The sequence below is a fragment of the Candidatus Berkiella cookevillensis genome (assembly GCF_001431315.2).
Taxonomy (GTDB): Bacteria; Pseudomonadota; Gammaproteobacteria; order Berkiellales; family Berkiellaceae; genus Berkiella_A; species Berkiella_A cookevillensis.
Map to the genome: position 1 here is coordinate 2212679 of NZ_LKHV02000001.1, position 21551 is coordinate 2234229.

Annotated in this window: 10 protein-coding genes; 2 read left to right on the plus strand and 8 right to left on the minus strand. The window is 35.1% G+C overall.

The genetic code is table 11. From position 1 onward, the window contains the following. Window positions 1–12: 12 nt before the first annotated feature. Together sdhD and sdhC are read right to left on the minus strand one after the other, a co-directional pair. Window positions 13–345: a succinate dehydrogenase, hydrophobic membrane anchor protein gene (gene sdhD / locus CC99x_RS09235; protein WP_057625049.1), complete on the minus strand. Its 333-nt coding sequence runs from the start codon at window positions 343–345 to the stop codon at window positions 13–15. Continuing rightward, a complete protein-coding gene (gene sdhC, locus CC99x_RS09240; RefSeq protein ID WP_057625048.1) occupies window positions 342–725 on the minus strand; it encodes a succinate dehydrogenase, cytochrome b556 subunit in 384 nt (127 codons plus the stop codon). The genes sdhD and sdhC overlap by 4 nt, the downstream gene beginning before the upstream one ends. 405 nt (window positions 726–1130) lie before the next feature. On the opposite strand from sdhC, the gene gltA reads away from it, so the two are divergent. Then, the gene (gene gltA / locus CC99x_RS09245; RefSeq protein WP_057625047.1) at window positions 1131–2423 is read left to right on the plus strand and encodes a citrate synthase; all 1293 of its coding nucleotides are present in this window, start codon (window positions 1131–1133) and stop codon (window positions 2421–2423) included. An 81-nt stretch (window positions 2424–2504) separates the two neighbouring features. Here gltA and CC99x_RS09250 read toward each other — a convergent pair whose 3' ends face one another. From CC99x_RS09250 to CC99x_RS09270, 5 genes are all read right to left on the minus strand, one after another. Then, window positions 2505–4808: a hypothetical protein gene (locus tag CC99x_RS09250; RefSeq protein WP_057625046.1), complete on the minus strand. Its 2304-nt coding sequence runs from the start codon at window positions 4806–4808 to the stop codon at window positions 2505–2507. Between the two features lie 151 nt (window positions 4809–4959). Continuing rightward, window positions 4960–16443, minus strand: coding sequence for a DUF3638 domain-containing protein (locus CC99x_RS09255; protein WP_057625045.1), 11484 nt, complete (start codon window positions 16441–16443; stop codon window positions 4960–4962). A gap of 390 nt (window positions 16444–16833) precedes the next feature. Continuing rightward, the gene (locus tag CC99x_RS09260; RefSeq protein ID WP_057625044.1) at window positions 16834–17850 is read right to left on the minus strand and encodes a hypothetical protein; all 1017 of its coding nucleotides are present in this window, start codon (window positions 17848–17850) and stop codon (window positions 16834–16836) included. A gap of 86 nt (window positions 17851–17936) precedes the next feature. Then, window positions 17937–18209 (minus strand): hypothetical protein, encoded by a 273-nt coding sequence (locus CC99x_RS09265; protein WP_057625043.1) that lies wholly within the window; start codon window positions 18207–18209, stop codon window positions 17937–17939. Between the two features lie 50 nt (window positions 18210–18259). Beyond that, on the minus strand, window positions 18260–19210 hold the full coding sequence (locus CC99x_RS09270) for a hypothetical protein (protein WP_057625042.1): 951 nt from the start codon (window positions 19208–19210) through the stop codon (window positions 18260–18262). Between the two features lie 213 nt (window positions 19211–19423). Between CC99x_RS09270 and CC99x_RS09275 the strand changes: the two genes are divergently transcribed. Next, a complete protein-coding gene (locus CC99x_RS09275) occupies window positions 19424–19906 on the plus strand; it encodes a hypothetical protein (RefSeq protein WP_057625041.1) in 483 nt (160 codons plus the stop codon). An 81-nt stretch (window positions 19907–19987) separates the two neighbouring features. On the opposite strand, the gene CC99x_RS09280 is transcribed toward CC99x_RS09275, so the two are convergent. Next, window positions 19988–21442, minus strand: a complete 1455-nt coding sequence (locus CC99x_RS09280; RefSeq protein WP_057625040.1) for a glycosyltransferase family 88 protein — start codon at window positions 21440–21442, stop codon at window positions 19988–19990. Between the last annotated feature and the right edge of the window lie 109 nt (window positions 21443–21551).

Here is a 21551-nt window from a genome sequence, read left to right on the forward strand (position 1 = left end):
TCTTACAAAATCTTAGAAATAATAGAGAATCTGGAAGCCCCAAAAGAAGTAAGCAAATAACGCTACGATGATTATTGTTTGTAAAAAATATCGTACCGCTGTTTGATGGACATAATCTGTTAACACGGTCCACAAACCAATCCAAGCATGTAAGCTCAAACTGACCAAAGCCAACAAAGTTGCTATTTTCATGGCAGGGTGCATAAAAAAGGCGTACCAACTTGCAAAAGTAATTTCTCTATGAGATAGCAGAAACCACAAGCAAGCAACCGTATACAAGCTTAGTATCACTGCGCTGAATCGTTGAATCAGCCAATCTCTCATACCTGTTCCACCAAAACTCATGACACGCTCCCTATACACCAAGCAGCGAGGCCGGCTATAACAAATGTAGCAATCAATACCATCACAGCGCCTACACGACCTGATTTTAACGAATCACCGATATGGCAATCCATCAGCATGTGTCGCAATCCTGCGATAAAATGAAACGCAAATGCTGCAATAAAGCCCCACAGAATGACTTTCACCCAAGCGGCCTGAAACCAAAGCCGCATATCTAAAAAAGCAGCTTCTGACTTGAGTGACTCACCAAGTCCACACAGTAACAAAGGGATAAATAAAAATACCACGATACCACTGATCCGATGACCAATAGATACAAGTGCAGTCAGCGGCAATCTTATAGTGAGAGGGTTGATGTTTTTGGGTCGTTTGTCTTTCACCGTTCACTAAACCTTTTTAGTTGACTAATAAAATATTTTAGAATGCTGAACATTATAATCCGATTGCAGATTTGTTAACAGTTACTAAGTTATGCTTTCTATTATAGTTTGAAAGCATGCTTTTTGAATAAATATTTCTCCTCTACCAATTTTGGGTGTCCTGCAAGGGCGTCCTTCCTGCAAGGGCGTCCTGCAAGGGCGAGAGCTTAGAATTCATACACCCTGCTCTGATATAACCCTCACCTGGCTTTCAGCCAGCCTCTCCCAATATTGGGAGAGGCTCATGATTCGCTTCGCTCATCAAGAAAAGCCAACAATGCTTAACAGCAAAATACGAAGAGTGTATTTTGTGCGATACCGCGTTTATACTTGAAGCTATCATTCTGAACATAGAAAGGAACCGTAATGGGAGATGTTGCAAAACTAACTTTACCAAATCAAAATCAAGCGATTGATTTACCATTACTGTCAGGCACCTTAGGACCTCAAGTTGTTGATGTGGGTGCATTGGCCAAACATGGATATTTCACTTTTGATCCTGGTTTTAGATCCACTGCCGCTTGTGAATCTAAAATTACCTACATTGATGGCGATAAAGGTATTTTGCTGTACCGTGGTTATCCTATCGAAGAGCTTGCTGAAAAATCTAATTATTTAGAAGTTTGCTATTTACTACTCTATGGTGAATTACCTACTCAAGAACGCAAAGATTATTTTTGCAATAAAATTAAAATTCATACCATGGTGCATGAGCAATTAAGCCACTTTTTTAATGGCTTTAGACGCGATGCACACCCCATGGCTGTAATGTGTGGCGTGGTCGGTGCCCTATCTGCTTTCTATCATGATTCTCTTGATATTTTGAATGAAAAACATAGAGAAATTGCGGCACTCAGATTAATTGCAAAAATGCCGACTTTGGCAGCAATGTGCTACAAATATTCTATTGGACATCCCTTTGTGTATCCTCAAAATAAGATGGGATTTTCTGAAAACTTTTTAAATATGATGTTTTCCGTTCCTTGCGATGATACACAGCCTAGCCCTACTTTAAGCAAAGCAATGGATAAGATTTTTATTCTCCATGCTGATCATGAACAAAATGCTTCTACTTCCACCGTCCGATTAGCAGGCTCATCTGGTGCAAACCCTTTTGCATGTATCGCAGCCGGTATTGCAGCCCTCTGGGGACCAGCTCATGGTGGTGCTAATGAAGCAGTTTTAGCGATGTTAGAAGAAATTGAAACCCCTAAAAATATTCCTAAATATTTAGCGCGTGCCAAAGATAAAAGCGATCCTTTCAGATTGATGGGTTTTGGGCATCGTGTATATAAGAACTTTGATCCACGTGCCACAGTTTTAAGACAAAGCTGTCATGAAGTACTCAACGAACTTGGCATTCATAACGATCCTTTATTTGAAATTGCTCTAACACTCGAACAAATTGCACTGAAAGATGATTATTTTGTCGAAAAGAAACTATATCCCAACGTAGATTTTTACTCCGGTATTATTTTACGAGCCATGGGGATCCCAACCAATATGTTTACTGTTATTTTTGCATTATCACGTACTGTCGGCTGGATTGCGCATTGGAATGAAATGATTGGCGAGCCTAATCAAAGCATCAATAGACCCAGACAACTCTATACGGGAGAAAAAGATAGAAAATATACCCCCATTGAACAACGAAAATAGCCCAAACGCATAAAAAAGAAGGACTGTACTATAAATAGTCCTTCTTTTTTAAAATACTTCTTCCCTTATAACAGAACGCTACTATAAGATTGTGCAACCTCTTACAGCACTTCTTTTCGCTAATTGTGCTTCCAACTGAAGAATCTTTACCTTATAGTCCTCTACTTCTTCACATTTAGCTTGTAATTGTGCTTGTAATACCGTTGTTCGCTCTTCAACAGCCTGCTCAACCATTTTTTGTATTCGACTAGCCATACGCGCTTCCATTTCTTGCATTTTCTTTTCAAGCGTTTCATTAGAAGGCACTGTTTCATGCAATCTGAGTGTTTGATCTTTAAGCTGCTCTTCTTGGCGCTGCAATACAAGTGTTAATTCAGAAATCTTCCCTTGTAAAACTTGCGCTTCTTGTGTCTTTGCTTCAAGCTTTTGCTTAAGTTTAACTTTGCTGCGCAATGTTTTTATTGCAAAAAGACAAGTATTTTTCCCTCCTCCTAGATTATTTAATAAAGGCTCGTCATTTAACGCTTGTGTAGGTAAACCAGAACTAGGTGAGTCAAGACCATAAACTAAATTAAATGCAATATTTTTACGCAATTCATTGCTCTCTTGCATTTCCAATGCATAACCTAATCCTTCAAGTAATGTTTTTTTGTGCTCTTTTGGATCTTTAATTTGACGAGCTATACTTGAAACATTTTGCATCCCATAAATAGTTGAATGAGATAATCTATAATAAATTTCATCGCGATAAGGATTTTCTGCAGGTACTCTTGAAGCAATATTTTTCAGTCGATCGCCTAATCCTATTTCCTCATAAAAAACGGCAAGAAAATAGTAAGCATTTTCATGATTCTCTTTTTGTGCATTATCGGCAAACATTTCCAGCTGTTCAAGCTGTTCTTTAAATTGTGTCTCAAATAACTTCACTCTATTTTGTTCAGCATCTCCTTGCAAATCCATCTCATTCCATAAAACACCTATTTGTGCCAAACTGGTTAGGAAATCAATTTTACTGAGCAGTGGCGACAATGATGAATTTTGTAGAATATGCCTAATTGAAACATTTTTCTGCGTTTCGGTATCTGCTTTAGCATTAAAATCTAAGATTTCAATAGGAAAGTTATCTATCAACGTATTCAATACCTCTGGGTAACCTTCAAGTGCAGCCTCAACAATGTGCCATAATACAGTTTTTCCTTTTTCAGTTGCTGTATCCTCTTCTTTGATATTAAATTCTAATTTATCAGATGAAACACCCAGTAAAACCGTCAACAACGGAAATGGATGCACTTTAGCTAATGCAGCAATATCCCAAAGTGGTGTCTTCCCTTTATGCCATTTACCTTCTCTTTTGGCATTAAAATCTAAATTCTTCAACGGAATATCTTTTAGAATTTGCTCTAACAATAGCAATCCATTTTCTTGTTTCTCTAAAGCTGCTCTAGTAATACATGCAAATGCTGTTTCGCCATTTTGAAAATCCTCTTCTGCTTCTATTTTTGCATTAAAGTCTAATTGAGTGGGTATCTCTTGGATCAATGTTTGTAACAATGAAGGATGCTTTTTTACTACTGCATCTATTATAAAAAATAAAGGTGTTTTCCCTTTGTGGCAGCTATTACCTTGTATTTTTGCATTAAAATCCAAAGTATGATGCAAACCATTCTGAATGATTGATAAGATAAAATCAGGTTTTTGGTAAGCCAATTCAGCTATAAAATGCAGGATTGTTCTCCCTTTATAAAAGCCTTCACTTGCACCAGCATTTAAATCTAAGGTCGTAATAGATGAGTGATCAATTGCTGCTTTAATGAATTGAGGATTTTTCCACATTAATTGACCCAATAGCCACAAGGGTGTTTTTCCAGCATCTGTTCCTTTTTCACACTTTACATTTAAATCTTGACTTGCTATAACTTGAGAGGACAACATTAACTCAAACAAAGCAAGATGCTCTTGTTCAAATAAATCAACGCGGTTCATTTCTTCTGCAAACAACCAGAGTGCGTTCTTCCCTTGGTTAATACCACTTTCTGCTTTATCTCTAAAATTCAATAATGAAGGTACTTGCTCCAATAATTGTCTCAAAATAGAGTAATGATCCTTGCAACTTGCTATTGTAATAATTTGTAGAATGCTTGAGCCACTGTAATAGCCTTCCTGAATGACAACATTGAAGTCTAAAGCTATTAGCTCTGCTTCATTCATCAATGCTTCTAATTTCTTGATGATTTCAGTGCAATACCTATCATTATACTCAAAAAGCATAGCCGTCAAATCATACAACTTTTGCTGATAGGACAATGCTGGTTGATTTATTTCAATCCTTTGTTTTTTGCTGCGTGGTTGAATTTCAAGTTGAGTAAGTGATGGTCCACGTTTCATGGAAAGACCTCTATAATAGCCTGATGAATTCAGGCATTATAGTAGTTAGATAACAGGAGAGAACAAAAAAACGACGAGTAGTAATAATTTCCAAACCAATGGCTTAATAGTAGGCCAAACCACATAAAGAGCATTTGTGAGGCAGCTTCTATTATTTTGGTATTTTCTTAGTGATTACCACCGCACTCTCTTCAGGCACACTTGCACTCGGAGCTATGCTTTCTGTTTTATCTGATTTATATTTATCATAACCATATGTTTGCATTTTTTTACTAGGTACTTGCTCGACCATAAAATATTGATGATATTTTTCTTGCTTTTCCAAATCTAATTTGGATTTAATGATATCTTCTAAGTAAAATTTTTCACCCAAATGATTACTAATAAATATATCCCTTAAAGAAAGAAATATATCAGGACGCTCATTCATCAACTTAATATAATTATCAATTGCAGATTCAATCGACCAAAGGCGATTACTAAAATACGCCTCTCGCATTGCATCTATTAATTTATGCTTAAGTAGAATTTCTGATAATTGATAGTATAAATCTGGCTTAATACTGTTATTATAGCATGCCTCTATTATCTCAAGCATTCCTGTATAGTTCCAACCTCTTGTACTCGTTAGATCACTTGTAATCAATTTATATTTTTCACTATCTGTTTCAATACTGTTTATGGTTTTCCAGATAAAATCATGGTGCAATTCAGCCATAGGACTCCCAAGCAAGCTCAAAAACACTTCTGGTGACTTTCTAATAGCCGCAATAAAGCTATTTTCAGGGAATTCTGACCTAAGAAATGCAATCGGATTGACTTTTCTATGTATATCGCCCTCAATGCTTGTCTCAATCTTCAATGCTGTAATCCAAATGGGTATACATTCTTTCTCTGTCAATGTGGGCTTAAGTAAATTAAAAATAGTCATAAATTTATCATAATATAAGTCTGGTTCTTTTATTGCATAATGAAAGAGTTCTTCAAATGCGCTAGAACTATTAACTGAAAATATTTTTTTGATATAACTTTCGTCAAAATGGGACAGTAAATAATTAAATTTCTCATTATCTTTAAGAAGATAGTCAAAATTATAAACCTCCGTCTCATAACCATCTTCTATGACAGATACCGCATTTGCACCTAATTCAGGCACAGCAGAACTCAAAACTCCAACAGAAATCCCTTTAAAAAACATGTCTATATAACTCATATCTTTTGAAAAAATTCCTGTTAAATTTGGTAACTTTTTGATCAAAGTTATCCTATCTTCTAAAGAAATAATCGATAAAATATTAGAGATCTCTTCATTTGAGGCATATTTACACATGTCTGCTGTAAATTCAGGATTTTCAAAATATTTTCCAAGCGTCTTTTCAAACTGTGCCTTTGCTTTTGTATTGTTTAAAAAAGCCGGGTTATTATATAATTTTATGATTGAGCCATAATCATGCTTAATGTAAACTTCATTTATATAAGCTTGAATCATAAGTTTCAACATAGAATCATCTATTAGCCTTACGTAATTTTTAAACTGCGTATCACTGCCATGCTCCAAAATCAACCTAAAATAATAGGGAGTAATAAATTTTTCATCTTCAGGTGTTTTCAAATATTCATTTTCGTTTATACTTGTGCAAAATCTGTCAAATGCTTTCAGAGAAGCAACATTCGATGCATTTAGCAATGGGTATTCTTTACGCCATGCAATCATTCCAACCTTCTCGTGAGATGAAAGGACGCGCAACAGTGCCTCATGCAAACTGCCCATTTTCTTATGGAGCAATTTCATTTTACTCTTCTCAACAATCCGATAGGGCAAAATATTTTTTTCAAAATACCTCATTTTTTCATCAAAGTTCTCCATTAACCAACTTCCGCTGAGATCTTCTTCTTGTAAATAACCAAGATCGCCATTATAAAATCTTAATTGCTGTAAAATGCGTTTGTAATTTGGATGTAGCTTCGCACTATCCGGTGCTAAGCCCATAAACTGTGTTTCATGTGTGTTCATTACCCATATATAATTAGGTTCTTCTATGTTTGATTTTTGCAATAATGCATCAATGTCTTTGGCTTCATCATGTGTGATGATCATTGCTTTAATACCTTCAGGCGTTTGAATCATTAAAACAGCATGAATTTGCTTTTGATATTCTGGAATAATACGATCTACGTCATCATGATGATGACTACGATAAAAGTTATAACTACGCGCAATATTTTCATCAAATCCTGAAGTAGCTAAATATTGCTTTTCTTCACGATCATACTTATTTGGATTCATTACCATTTCAGGCATTGGGATAGCGATACGTGCTTTTCTATTAGCATGAGCACTGTGATCATAATAAGGCGTGTCAAAGAGAGTCTCTGATGAGTAGGCAATAAGCTGATCTATAGTCATCGATCCAAGCCAACCTAATGGATTTGCTGCATCAGCATATCCCAGTTTAAATCCTGAACTTGTTTCTTGTTCTTGCTGTTGACGTTGATCTTTGTGCGCTTGGGATTGTTGCTGAGACTCTTGTTTAGATTCTGCTGTTTGATTAAGTTCACCTGCTTGCATACTGTGCATTTTTCTTTTCTCACAATTGCGCATTTCAGTTAGAATCAAATTTTCTAATGCCATATCCATCTTTAACTTATCAGCACCTGGCAATTGAATGCCCGCTTCATCAAGTAAACAAAGCCATTTTTCAAAAAAAGCTTTGGCGCTTTGTTGAAGTATCTCTTTGGTATCTGTCTCAATTTCAATCATACCATAAGATTCAATCATTTTTTCTGAAATAGATTGGATAAAAAATGGCTCAAATATCTTGTGTAATCTTTGTTTTTCTTTAGCATCAGCGCTATTTATTTGTAAAATTCTATTTTTAAGATCAAAGGCAAGCATATTTTCTATTTTTTGTAATGCTCCAGTAAATTGATCGCTCAATAAGCGATTGATTTCATTCGTTTCACAGTTTTGAATGATTGCATTAATATCGAGCGTTATACCTGCATCTACGCCAATTGCATGCTTCGTTTCAGGTGTTATCACAATATCAACTGTCTGCGCACCCGCGAAACCTCTCATCCGCATGACACCTTGGCACAAATCCTTTTTCAAAGTCTCTTTATCAACCGTAACAATTGCCTTTGCTCTAGGATCTTGCTTAACATCTGTACCGATTGCATGACGTTGATCATAATAAGTAAAATACTCATTGGGTGTACAATTTAATAATTTTTCTATTTCTGATTGTGACTTCCCCGTTAAACAAATTGCTTTTGTATCTGTCCCAACAACAGGCAAGGCAAAGATTTCATCAAGACCTGAGGTAGCATCTTTATCAAAAAATAAAACATATTTGATATTTGTGTCATATTGCTTATTATATTCTTGCATAAATTGAGCAATTTGATGTGCTGCCTCTCTGTTTTTAACGCCTCTAAACGTAGCGCCCACATCGATGATAGCTCTCACACACTCAGGCGCATCTGTTTTTCCTAAAACACCCCGTAAATATTGATTAACAGACTCATAAGGAACATCATAAACTTGAGTATTTTTCGATCTTAAACGCGCAACAGTTAGACCATCTGTGCCTAAACTTAAGGGCTGATTAAATTTTAAATTCTGATAGAATGTGCGCCAATTCCAAGGCGTACCCGTAATCCCTTGCACAGTGCGATAAAGACAAGCATGATTAACAGGGTTATGTGTTAACACTTTGTTTTCTATTTGCATCTTGGGTAGGATTTCTTCTTGTAATACATAAAACAAGAATGCTCTATTCAGTCTAAGATTGTTGAAAGTTTCTTCTAAGGCACTCAGCTCATCAAGATGAATATCGCTTAATTTCAAACTCAAGCCAGATTTTTTAATAACGTCATGGATTGCTTTGCCAGTTTCTGTATTATCAATCGATCTTAAAGCAGGATTTTCCAATAATTCAGTCTGTGCATCCTCTAGCCATGTAGCAAATAAATTGATAAGTAGTTCATCTGAACAACCATAGGTAAGTACACTCTGTATGGTTAAATTAATTGTTTTTAGATGATTTGTATCTTTAGAACTCTCTTTGGGATCAGTATTACCACCATAGGGTATACTGATACATTTTTCTACTACACTCTTCTTTGGATTGAAAGAAGGGCCATAATTTTCATATAATTTTAAGCACAAAGTGTGCGGCAGCAAGTGATTCAACTCGCCTTTTAATAGATTGAAATAAAATCTAAATTCAGTTGAACACTCATTTAAATACGGTGGAAGTGATTGGCTATCATTCAACAGATATTTAACAATTTGATCACGCTCAAAATCACCCATTTCGCTTGGAATATATGAGTAAATTGGACTTTTCTCGTTAAAAATCATACTATAGGCTAATCTATGAATACTCTCATTTAAGGTTTCATTTGTTAAGGATTCTGTATTCAACAATTCATCAAGCAACATTGGAGCTAAGGTATTAATAAACTCATACAATTGGACAATAAAAGATATATGATGCGAAGGAACCGCCTCTTTGTCTCCAACGGTATAATTAATTTGTTTTCGGTTATCTAAGCCTGAATCTACTTCATCGATGAGTACATCACCTCGATTTGTTCTGAATCGAATGATTCGATCTAACCATTTTATTTGTCTTTCCCATTCTTTTTCATCTTGAGTAGGCCCTTGGTTTAATAATTCATGATATTTTAATTCCAAAGATGCCATACTCTCACGCGTAGTAACAACATAGCCACGATTTACACTTGTATATTTAAGCTGTTTAAACATTCTCTTCAGGCTGACAGCATCACTCGGGCTTTGTCTATCAAAATGCATACCATAAGCATGCTGTCCAAACAATCGCAAAGAGATTTGATTTAAGTCAGCAAAATTTGTTTTATACAAGGCTTCAGGCACTTCAATGATCGATAAATTTTCACCTGTTGCTCTTTTGAGCGCCAAGATTGGAAGCAAGACTTTAGACTTACCGCCTCCCATAATAAGCTGTATAATTTTATTATCATATGCTCGCGTATCTGGAGAAATTTCTAATAATGCAGAAATATTTTCTTTTTGATTGGAACGAATTAAGATATTCTGATCGTGCTGAAATATTGTAAGAGCAGGGCTTTTTTCTGGCGCAATCAAATTCTGCTCAGTTAATAATTGCCCAAGATTTGCAATCGCTTGTTTAGCTTCAAAATCAGCGCTTTCACCAATATCATCTTTTATTAAAGGATCATTCAATGCTTTACAGATTCTTTGGAATTGCTGTTTTTGAATCGCAAGCGCATAATACTTAGCAATCTTAGCATGTAATGCTATCGACTCTTCTTGCTTTAAAGCAGTAAGCTGCATTGTTTCTTCTAAATTAGAATTTAAATATAAACGTTGTATATCAGCAAAAGACAAATAATTCCTCTTTTTACCTAATAATTCAAGATGTATTATGGTTTGCGAGCCATCTATCTCCTCAGTGATAAGATTTTTATTTGCAGCTGTATATAAATCGTCCAATGCTTTAGTACAGTCCGTTTCTAAGGTGTCAACAGCAAGCCTTAATTTTTCTAGAATACCAGATCGCACCTCACTATTTCCTAAAGATGCCAATGCAATGGCATTTTTATTCATTTCCACAGTAGCGCTTAATTGGCCTGCTTCGCTGTCAATACTTGATTGTGCTCTAAAACGCTCTTCAAAATTCTCAACATCTTCATTTTTTAAGAACTCAGACTTCAAATTAGCTAATTGCAGTTCTAAGCTTTTATTCTCAGATTCAATTGTTTCATATAGATGAGCCACTTCAGGTATGGACTCTGATAGCATCGCTCTCAGATCATACATTCCAGTTGTATCATAAATAATTGGAATATCATACAAAACAGAATTTTGATGGTTCTGCTCTGCTAGCATTTTCGTATTGAGTGTTTGACCTTGTTTATCTAATACAAACACTTCTGAAGACTCGTTCTTTATATAGTCAATAGAATCAATTTTGTCGGAGATAGATAAGAGCATTCCATTTAATGATTCCAACCACTCTTCATAGCTATTCAATTCGTTAGACTTTTTATATACTCTTTTTTGATCTTCAATTGATTTTATTTTATCGATATTCTTTAAAACGAGGAACACATAACTCGAAAATAGAAATGCATTGCTTATTTCTGTATTTGAACTGATTTGTGCATGTGCTTTAATAGATTGTTCACAAAAAGAACGAAGCAAATCAAGATCAGCCTCAGTGATATCATTATTATAGATGCCATCTATAATCCGAGGTAAATTGTCTATGAGTCTTTTTTCGTTGATTGGAAATCTTAACAATAAGCTTATAGGCTCAGCATACTGATTTAAAGTGAGGTTCTTTAGGTTGACATTCATGGCACTGGGAAAACGTCCATAGTTCCAAGCTTTGGGCACTTGAATTTTCATGACGGCTGTTTTCACAGTCGACACATTGCCAGATATGGTTTTATCTTGTAGTAATTTTTGCCTTATATTGTCTATCTGCTGATTAAGCATCTCAGGAATCGTACTATATTCAGACGCTTTTTTCTCTAAGCTATCCAATTCTTGTTGTAATAACTGAAGCTCTAACTTTCGATGAGAGACCCCCAAGGCGCCAGATAATAAGTCTTTATTTTTTGAATAGATACTGCGTAATAAAAATGTTTTGTCATGTTTGCTTAGTTGAAAATCACTTGGGACATTTCTTTCTGCATGAAGATATTTGTAATATAATGCATAAATATTTTGCTCTATATTTTCATAAAAATTTTTACATCTATGTCTTAACTCGACAGAATATTCATCTCTATTCTGCTGTTGATCAAGCGCCTTAAATTCAGGATTGTCATTTTTAAGACGTGCAACAAAGCTCAATGCCTTTAATTTGACAGACAAAACCTCCGGTGTTTCTATTTCTGCTTTAATTGTAGAGGCTTTAAAAGCAGCTGGCGCAGAAAAAATCATCCACTGTATATAATCTATTTCCTCTTGCGCACCTGATAAGTCAGAAAAATGCTTTTCACAGTAATCTAGCATTTCTAATGATTTTTTGGCATCATTCATACAAAGATACACATAGGACAAATATAATCCTTGCGCCATTGTACTTGGTAATAGCCTATCATTATCGATAATGTATTCCATATACTTGCACATGCCATCATAATTGGAAGACTTCGCCCTGCATGCTGGGTCAAGCATATAATCAAAATCTTTACCGGATGAATAGAAATCTTGTCTTAAATAATCATGTATATCAGGTACTAAATTGTAATATTCAGTTCTCTCATTTTTTAAATCATCTTCCTTGACATCCAGATCTTTTACATCAAGCCTATCATAAAACGCTTCTACTCTTTTCGTAACGAGTGCTTGCTCTTCAGATGGCATTGAAAAATCATTGGGTGCATCTATTTTTTTATTGAATTTTGTATCAAATTGCCGTGAAGGATCAGCTAAAACGCTTAGATTTGGTTTATCTGCTTTACTTACTATGCCTTTATGTTCAAACTGTCGTGAAGGATCATCTAAAACAACTATCTTTGATTTGTCTGGTCTATCTGCTTTACGCGCTGTATTTTTTTGTTCAAATTGCCGAGAGGGATCCGCTAAAATACTTCCACGTCGGCTTGGATCAATTAAAGCAGGAAAATCATTATGTTCAAAACTTAAAATTTCTCTAGGCGATGAAATAGGATATTTTAGATCTGCCTCTACCACAAAAGGCTGAACAGAAAACAAAACTTTTTTCGTACTCTGATTTGAGAAAACAAGCCCTGTTTTCAAACCAGGTATTACTGCTTGCATACCATTTAAGTCGAGCTGATACTCTGTATCTTGCAAATATATTTTCCAGTCTGGCTGAGATGATTCATCGTTATTTATATTTACAACACTTAATGTCAGTTGATATCTTGATAATTCTATTTGATATCCTTTGTTTCCTTCCAAACAAATTACGAAATCTGGATCCTCAAAATGTGATACTAAACGATATAAAGAAGAATTCTTGTCTAAGACAGTGTATCCCGTATCAAGCATCTCCTCGTTTAATTTAATCATTTTTTTATTTTTAGGCTGATAACAATAGTCTGGACGCTTGTCTACTGCTTTGCTAATTAACACGGTAGATGCATCATGCCCTTCTATTTGTACATCTTCAACTGAGGCCCATGCAATATAATGATTTTGCTGCAAAATTGTATGTATACCGTTTATTTTTTCTAGATCCATACATTGATACCAGCGAAGCTCAGAACCTAATACATCATATTGCCTATAAATTATAGGCTCACCATCTTTTGATATATTTATTTTGTAATGCACATTTTCAAAATCAAATTCAAAATAATCATTTTGCGTGTTTGATAAAGCAGTAGGATTAAAATCTTTAAACAATTTAATATAATGAGGGTCATATAAGATTCGATCTGGCAATTTAGCATGATTCAGACCAGGCTTAGATATTTTCCCACTTTCCAAATCAATACACACGACTTCTTTTTTACTTGTTTCATTTTCATAAAGAACAATATATGGTAATTTAATCTCCCAAATCGCATTTTCTGGCTTTACTTTTTCATTATAAAAAGGAGACCGTTGTTTTAAAACATGTGAGAATATTTTTGAAATATATTGATTAAAATGGCTTGGATCGTGCTCCATCATTTCATTCAGTTCTAATTGAATCCCTCTTGAGATCTGATTAAAAATATCTTTTTCAATTAAGTTTTCTGATGATTGCACTGTATGATATTCTGCTGCATTCAGAAACGCATTAATTGTTTCTTTGAGTAATTTTTCTTTCTCTTTACCAAAAATGGCTTCTTTAAGCTGAGAAGAAAGAATGGTCATTTTCTGATAATACAAAGAAGCTTTGATTTGTATATCAGGAATATCTTTGGCAATTTGTTTATCAATGTATTTTAAAAAACCATCAATACGATTGTTAATTTTATTAAGTTCTATTGTTATTTGTGGATCTTCAATACCCTCTTTAGCATAACTTTCTCTTTTTTCCGTATAATACTGTTTTAAATAAAGTCCTAATTTAACCTGTAATTTATGTAAAGTTACAGCACATAAATCAGGCATGTTATTTTTCGTAAAAGAATGAATGCTTTGGTTTAAAAAGTCATCCAACTTTTCAATGACATCAGTTCTATTATCTATTGCCTTTATTAAGGTGCTTGGCTGAAAGCAATATTTCTCAACCAACAATAAAATATCTGGCTCATTTAAATATTTTAGATTATGTCCAAAAAAATCAATCACAGACAACAAAGGCTGCACACTTTTTGTTATATGCAATAATTCTCTCATCAATTTTATATCTTGAGAATGAGTGCTTCTAAAATAATCACTCATCTGGATTTTATTTGAATCAAGCCCTGTATTTTGAATAACTTTTTCTAAGATACTCTCTGATGAATATCTTATTGTTTTAGGTGCATGAATAGCATTTTTAGACGCTTTTGCTAAAGGGCCAGAAATAGTATACCCTCGCTGTTCAATGTCAATCAGGGTTTGTGTTGTCTGTCTATTACGAGAAGAATCACTATTAGCGCCCATTGATTGCCATGCTGTTGCAATTTGGAGTTCTATTTTGTTTTGCAAATGGAAACAATCTTCTACAGCATAAAATTTTTGCAGAATCTGTTCTTTTTCTGGTGCACTATTTATTTTATGAAAATCACAATAATCTTCTAAAAATATTTTTTTACCGCCTTCTGTACAGCCAAAATACTTTTGCATCATAAATAATGCACGTGCATCATGCTCACCACTATCATATACTTTTTGAGATTCAGTTATTTTGTTTTTATTACAAAATTCATTGTAATATTCAGACAAGCCTTCAAATAAATCCTGCTGCTTTATAAGTGTTTCATACATTTTTTTTGTTTTGCTTTCTGCCAAATTATAAATACCTCTTTCTGATTTTTCTTGCCTCTTTGAGAAAAAATCAAATAAGTCTATTAAGCTCTTATCGCAGATATAATCTTCAGATGAGAACTCCATTTTTTCTGAAATATTCTTTATATTCTGATAAAAGCAAGATTGCACAAGATCAAGCATCAAAGCAGAACTAGGTTCTAAGGCTGATTGTTCAACTGTTTCAATATTTGCAAACATAGCGATGAAACTAAGCTGTGCCATATAAAATTGTGGTGTCAATCTACTTTTGTAAGTTGATTGATAAGCCTCTACATAAACCTGATTCAACTCAGCGATAATATCGAATAATTCTTTTTTGTCTTGCCACTTATCTGCCCTATTATATTGTTGAATACTTAGCTGAAGATCTGTGGTTGCATGTTTCAAAAAATCTTCAATACTTAGCTGTGTGGATACACTGTCTTTTGTTGCAAGCAGCTTTATTTTATCTCTAAACTCTTTCAATTCTAATAAAAAATCTGTTTTCTGAGCATCAAACTGGATTTTTTCCGATATGGAAGAAGCAACATATGCCCTATTTTCATGATCGATTTGTTTAATCGGATCTAAAAGGGGTACTTCTATTGTAATATTTTTGTTGTCATTATTTACAAATGAATCAATATCAACTGTACTATTACGGCTTGCAACAGAAGCATCTATTTGTCTTTGCACATCTTTTTGGAGTCCTTTTAAATACATCATCTCAGATGCTTGTTTGGCTGCATCAAAATAATCTTGTTTTAATAAACTTCTTGACATATTTGCAATAGCGAGCAAAATTTGATTTACCACGCCCGCGTCATTCATTCTATTATCTTTTCTGATTTTCTTTAGATATTCGTCTAAAGCGTGCTTTTTAAAAGCATAAATAAAATGCTTGTATTCTTTTTTATCAGGGATCATATTTTTCAATATGACATGTAAAACTTTCTCCGTGCATGTACCAGAACGCTGCCCCATAATGAGATTTTCTGCTGTGGTATATTGAAATGGATCTTGCAGCTCACCATTTAAATACGCTATTTGAGAGAAAATACTATTATATAAATACTCTGCGGTAATCTCTTTTTTAGATTTGAAATTCAAATTAGGCTTTATCAATTCTCCAATAAACCAAGCAAGCCTTTCTTCATCGACATCCGATTGATTGATTTTATATACTTTGATAGGACAATAACGTACTTTATCTTCCTGAGAAATACTATTATGAAAATTTAAACCTGCACCAGAGTTATGAATAATGAATAGCAAATTGCCATCGTCATCCCATTTAAATTCATATACCATTGCATGACCACCATCGCTGTTACTCCAACCGCCGGCAATCATTAAGCCATTTTTTTCACTAGACTCATTTACAAGAGCATTGATATCTGCAACAAGCTTGTGTGTATGCTCAATAAAAAAAGGATCTTGATTCATCTCAGCATCCGTCAATGATTTTACAAACATACTAAGAATTCTCAGTTTTATTGTATTTTCTTTTAGGTATTCAAGCTTGGAAATAAATGGCTCTATTCTATTCAGCAGCTGCTGATATTGCATATCATTTTCTTCAGCTTTTAACTGATTAATGTATTCTAATAGATATGAAATTGTATTTCTGAAATCATCACCTTCGAGTGTCCTACTACCAACGAGGTATGCATCATTTTGAATATGTGCAAACAATTTATCTGTTATTGCTTTGCCCATCATAAATATGCCTTCTATGGAAAATATCAGGAAGTATATGGCTAGATTAATATTATGTATGTTTGGTTCAATTCTTGTAACAGAAAACAGGGGAATTGCACCAAATAGGACCACCAAATAGGACAGCCATAATTAAAAATCTTTATAATAGCCTAAAAACAAGAATGCAATAATCCAACAACAGTAATAATTTCTACTCTCGTTGATAATATTAGATATATATACTCATAACAGTCGATTTTTACCCACAAGGGGCACAATGTAGGTGAGGCGGCAAAGGAACGAATCCCCGGGAGTGCACAAATGGTGCATGACTGGGGTGAGAGAGTGCAGCCAACAAAACCTAAAATTCGAATGTGAAGAGTATAATGATTAACAGGATGGGATATTGAATTAAGCGACGTGAGTACTTGAATATAATTTCTTTGCTTGAGTGATGCCTTTTAAAGCTTTCTTTTTCTCTTTGCCAAAATTCAACAGTAAGATTTCACTTCCCACAGCATGAGAAAAGCTTTTACTTAAATTTTTGACTAAGGATATCCAGTTTTGAGGTTCAAACTGTAGTCTGCTTAAGATGGGTGCTAGATGTTCTGGAATAGAACCTGCTTCTTTATCTTCTCGAATCACTCTGCCTGTATAGTCCACAAGCTCTAAATAATCGATAAGTTTAAAATCAATGCCATGTGAATGATTTTTTGAGATGTTTGCAAAAGGCACTAAGAACTTGGGTTGTGAAAAATTATTGCATATCTCTGCTTTTTCGCGCTTGAGCTGTTTAATGAATTTTGGCTTATTGACCTTTAATTGCTTAGAAATATGCTGAATGCGTTCATAAATGGAAGTAAATTCTGATTCTTCAGGCGTTTCTGTAATCCCAGCTCTGACTGGATTTAAATCAACATAAACCATTGCACTTAAAAGTGCACCTTCATCCAATAAAGCTTGAGATTTAAAGCGTCCTTCCCAAAATCTTCCTGCAGTATCATCTTCTTCGTTTACATCGCGCGCAATTTTTTCATTTAAACAACGCATAAACCAGCTAATGCTGGTGAGTCGCTCTTTCCAAAGCTGAATTTTTTGCTTTAAATGCTTATTTTCTTCGGCATCTTTGGGGAAAATAGCTGCCCAACGACGAATGATTTCTGCTTCTGACCAATTCTCGACCACTTTATCTTCGACATATAAAACAACATGATAATGATTGCTCATGATGGCATAAGCACAGATTTTGATAGCAAAGATATCTGTTAGATATTTTAATCGATCGACAATCCATGCTTTACGATGCGAATAATCTTTCTGTGTTAGTTTATCAAAACCACACAAAAAGCTGCGGCGAACACATCGGTTCATGACGTGATAATACGGTGTTGCATTTAAATCAATTTGTTCTGAGCGAGCTAAAGTCATAACTTAAAAAATATCCCTATTACTGAAAGGAATTCTAGCTCAAAAATTTTGGGTAAAGCAACTTAATGTGGCTGTCCTGGATTCTCTTAAAGATACCTAGATTTTATTTTTTCTTTTACTGCTTCACGCTCAGTGATAGGATCAATCTTTACAAAAACATCCATCACACCATTGCCAGAATAGGCATTTATTTTAATGCCACCTGCTACATCCATTTTGAAGCGTAAAGTACCCGGCGTAAATTTATGCCGACAAGATTCAGAAATGCCCAATACAACTTTGGTCACTCCTGAAATAGATTCAAGCCAGCGTATACTGTGTTTTAGATGTTTGTCTAAGCTTTTGTGTCTGCCTTGCATTCTTAACCTTGCATCTTGCGTGATCAAGAAATTATACAACTTTCATCACATTAAAAATAACTATTTCGCACAACCTTCTCCGAATTATCTACTTCTTGAGCTTGAGAGGAAGGCGCTATAAGATTCTCTGAGGCAGTATTCTCTGAAATAGCGCATTGTCTATCAAATTGATTGGTGATTGCACGTATACCTGCCAGTTCTACAAATTCACCTGCATTTTGCGTCATCGATGCAAGCATTTCATCATTTTGAGTCTTAAATCCCATTTTCTGTAAGTAGTTAGAAAGCATTGTCAAGCCCGTACGCTCACCATGCACAGAGCCAAATAAAGTGATATTAACAAGCCGCTCCCCAATCTTGCACTCTGCAAGACAAGAAAAAGGCGTTTTGACCTTAATGCTAAACTTATCCAACATTGCTAAATGCGTTAAGCCAACCAGCCCAACCACGTGCGTAACATCAGGATGCTCATCTAGATAGCGCTTCAAATCGATAGCAGAAAGTCTATTAGAGCTATCAAGCATCCATTTTAATATTAACTCATTTTCTTCTTTGTATTTTTCTACAGGCTTTGCATACTTACAATAAACAGTCTTTATCATATCCTGTTTTTGCTTTGCAATTTCTTGATTATTACTTTGACTCAAACGAGCTAACCACGCAGGCAAGACAGTTTCACCTTTATTTGCTAAAAATTGCTGATAGGCAGGCAATACAAATAACTGTAGCGTCAGTTTGTCTATCGGTGTGCTTGAACGAAAAAAATCTAGCACTACATGCACAACCCTTTCATGCTGTGTTGCTGGAAATTTTGTGAGGGCATGAAAGATATGGAGGAGATCAAAGCTAACAATAGGATCAAAATAATCCCAACCGTTTGCTTTAGCTATCTCATGCATATGATAAATTTCAGGATTAGGGCCAGACAATGCCTGTGTAAAATCTCCGTTCTGATAGAGCTGCACCCCTTTAACACCTTCAATCAATAATGCATATTTCATCTTCTTCACCCAATCTAAAAAAATACAAATAAAAAGGCGAATTCTATTTGATTTTACTAACTAAATCAAGCATATGGCGCTTTGTTAACCCAACAATCTATCTTGCTATTTCTACCGTTCATCCACATTGCCTTGATGCTCATCAGCCTGATTGTTAAGGTCTCAGCTTCTTAGATTGAATTTAAATAAAAATATAATGCTACGGAGATAATCATGCTTAGATTCAGCCAGCCTGCTCATCAGTCCAGATCAACGACTGTTATAGAACGTCATCATCTTCCTACAGGCACAGTGACTCAGGTGCACAGCAATCAACCTACAGCAATGCCTATGCCCACTGTTGTCGTAACAGCACCTGTGCTGCCACCTCTCCCTGTATTTGTTGCGCCAACACCTGTATTAGTAACACCCGTAGTATTGGCAACGGCACCTGTTGCTCATCATAGCAGAACCGTCATTGCTTCTGGCAACACAGTGCATGTGGCGCACCGCCCTACTCAGCATACGGCGCATAGACACCGCGCGCACAGTTCAACTCTCTTGCATAGTGGGCCAACCTTCACCCCATTACAAGGCATTCACAAAGCTAGACATCATAAACCCAAGGCTGCGACAATTGTTGTGTCTACGATGCAGACGCCTAATCATCCAACACGACATGTACAAGCAACGGTTAAAAGAAAAATTCATAAATAACTGATTATAGATTAACTGATGGTTACGCATTTATTTAGAAACAATTTAAATGAATGCGTAACATCAATTTTTAGAAAAGAATTAGAAATAGCTTGTATCTAAAAAATATTTACTCCTCATAGAATCAGAAGCCGCATCTTCTACAACACTTTTTTTAGAGGCATCACTATCATTCTGCCCCATGTATTTCTTTCTAATCAAGCGCTGTATTCTAAGAATTGCGGATAAATATTCATCTGAACGCTGCTTCGCACGCACTTCGCCTTTAGGTGTCCACGATTCATCACTTAAGGGTGCACCTTGATATTCAACATCTTGCCCTTTTATGAAATCAGATAAACGATTTTCTTTTAAGCTTGCTCTTCTGATACAATTTGCGAAATGTTCAAGCGCTTCTGTAGAATCAGTGGTGATAGCGCTAAAGAGATCAAAATCTCTCAATTCCGCATCAAAAAACGCAGTTGATATAAATGGCCCTGAAAGATGCGTTACGCTTGCTTTGTAAAGCATACTCCTAATGCGTTCAAGGCGATTGTTCGCTATTTGCTCATCAGAAATATCTATTGTTCTATACGGATTTTTTAATTGAAATTCTTTTCTAAGACAAGCCCCTAGATATGCACACATTTGCTCATGAGATAAAAAACTCAGATCAACAGAGGGTTGTTCATTTTGGAAAAAATTTGGATAAACCGCCATACAAAGATCTTTGATACTTAACTCTTTGATAAATTGCCTTAAATCAAAGACACCGCTCTCGGAACCATTGTTCACATTAGAAATATACCACTTAACAAGTGCATTTAATTCTGGATCCAATGCAACTGCAGTATGCAACCCTCTGATTACAGGCGCTAATAATGCGGCCGCAGGTTTTGCGTATCGTTGTATTATTTCTAATTGTGCTGCACGTATACTAGCGATGGCTTCAGGTGCTAATTTTTTTGTCAATGGATTTTGTGCAAAGCTCAAAAACTCATTATTAAAAGACATCTTTTGTATGTTTTTCCCATCCAACTCTATAACACAGGGAAAAACGACGGGGGATTGCAGCGCTATGAACTGTGCTAAAGTATTAAAACAAAGCTCAACATCCAGATCAGAATAAATACCACATTTTTCTATTAAACCAGGTAGCAATCGCACACAATCAGAAGCTGCAGCAAGATTCCCCCCCTCTCCGCTCAATGCTTTTTCAATTTCAACCTGTGCGATTTGATAAAGAATTTTATCATAATCATGCTCTAAAAGTGCAGGTATGTCTTGGTCAAAGTCAATCGGCGTTATTGATATAGGTTGCAAAAATTCTTTCAATTCTACACATGTCTGTTCCGATAAGATTTTACTACTATAAACAAAGTAAATCTCAGCATTAGGGTTTTCTACACGAAAACGAATAAGGCGCATTTTATTTTCCACAGATAAGAACTCTCTAGGATCAGCGCTAAACCAAATTTTATAATGCCTATCCGTCTGTAATAACCAGTCAGATTTTGATTCAGATTTGCTTGTATCTGATAAAGTTGTTCCTAACACTATATACTACCTTAGTATTTGACATACACATAAAATAACCGATGATTATACTAAAGATAAGGCTCAACTCAGAAACAATTCAGTCCAATTATTGACAAACGGTATGCGT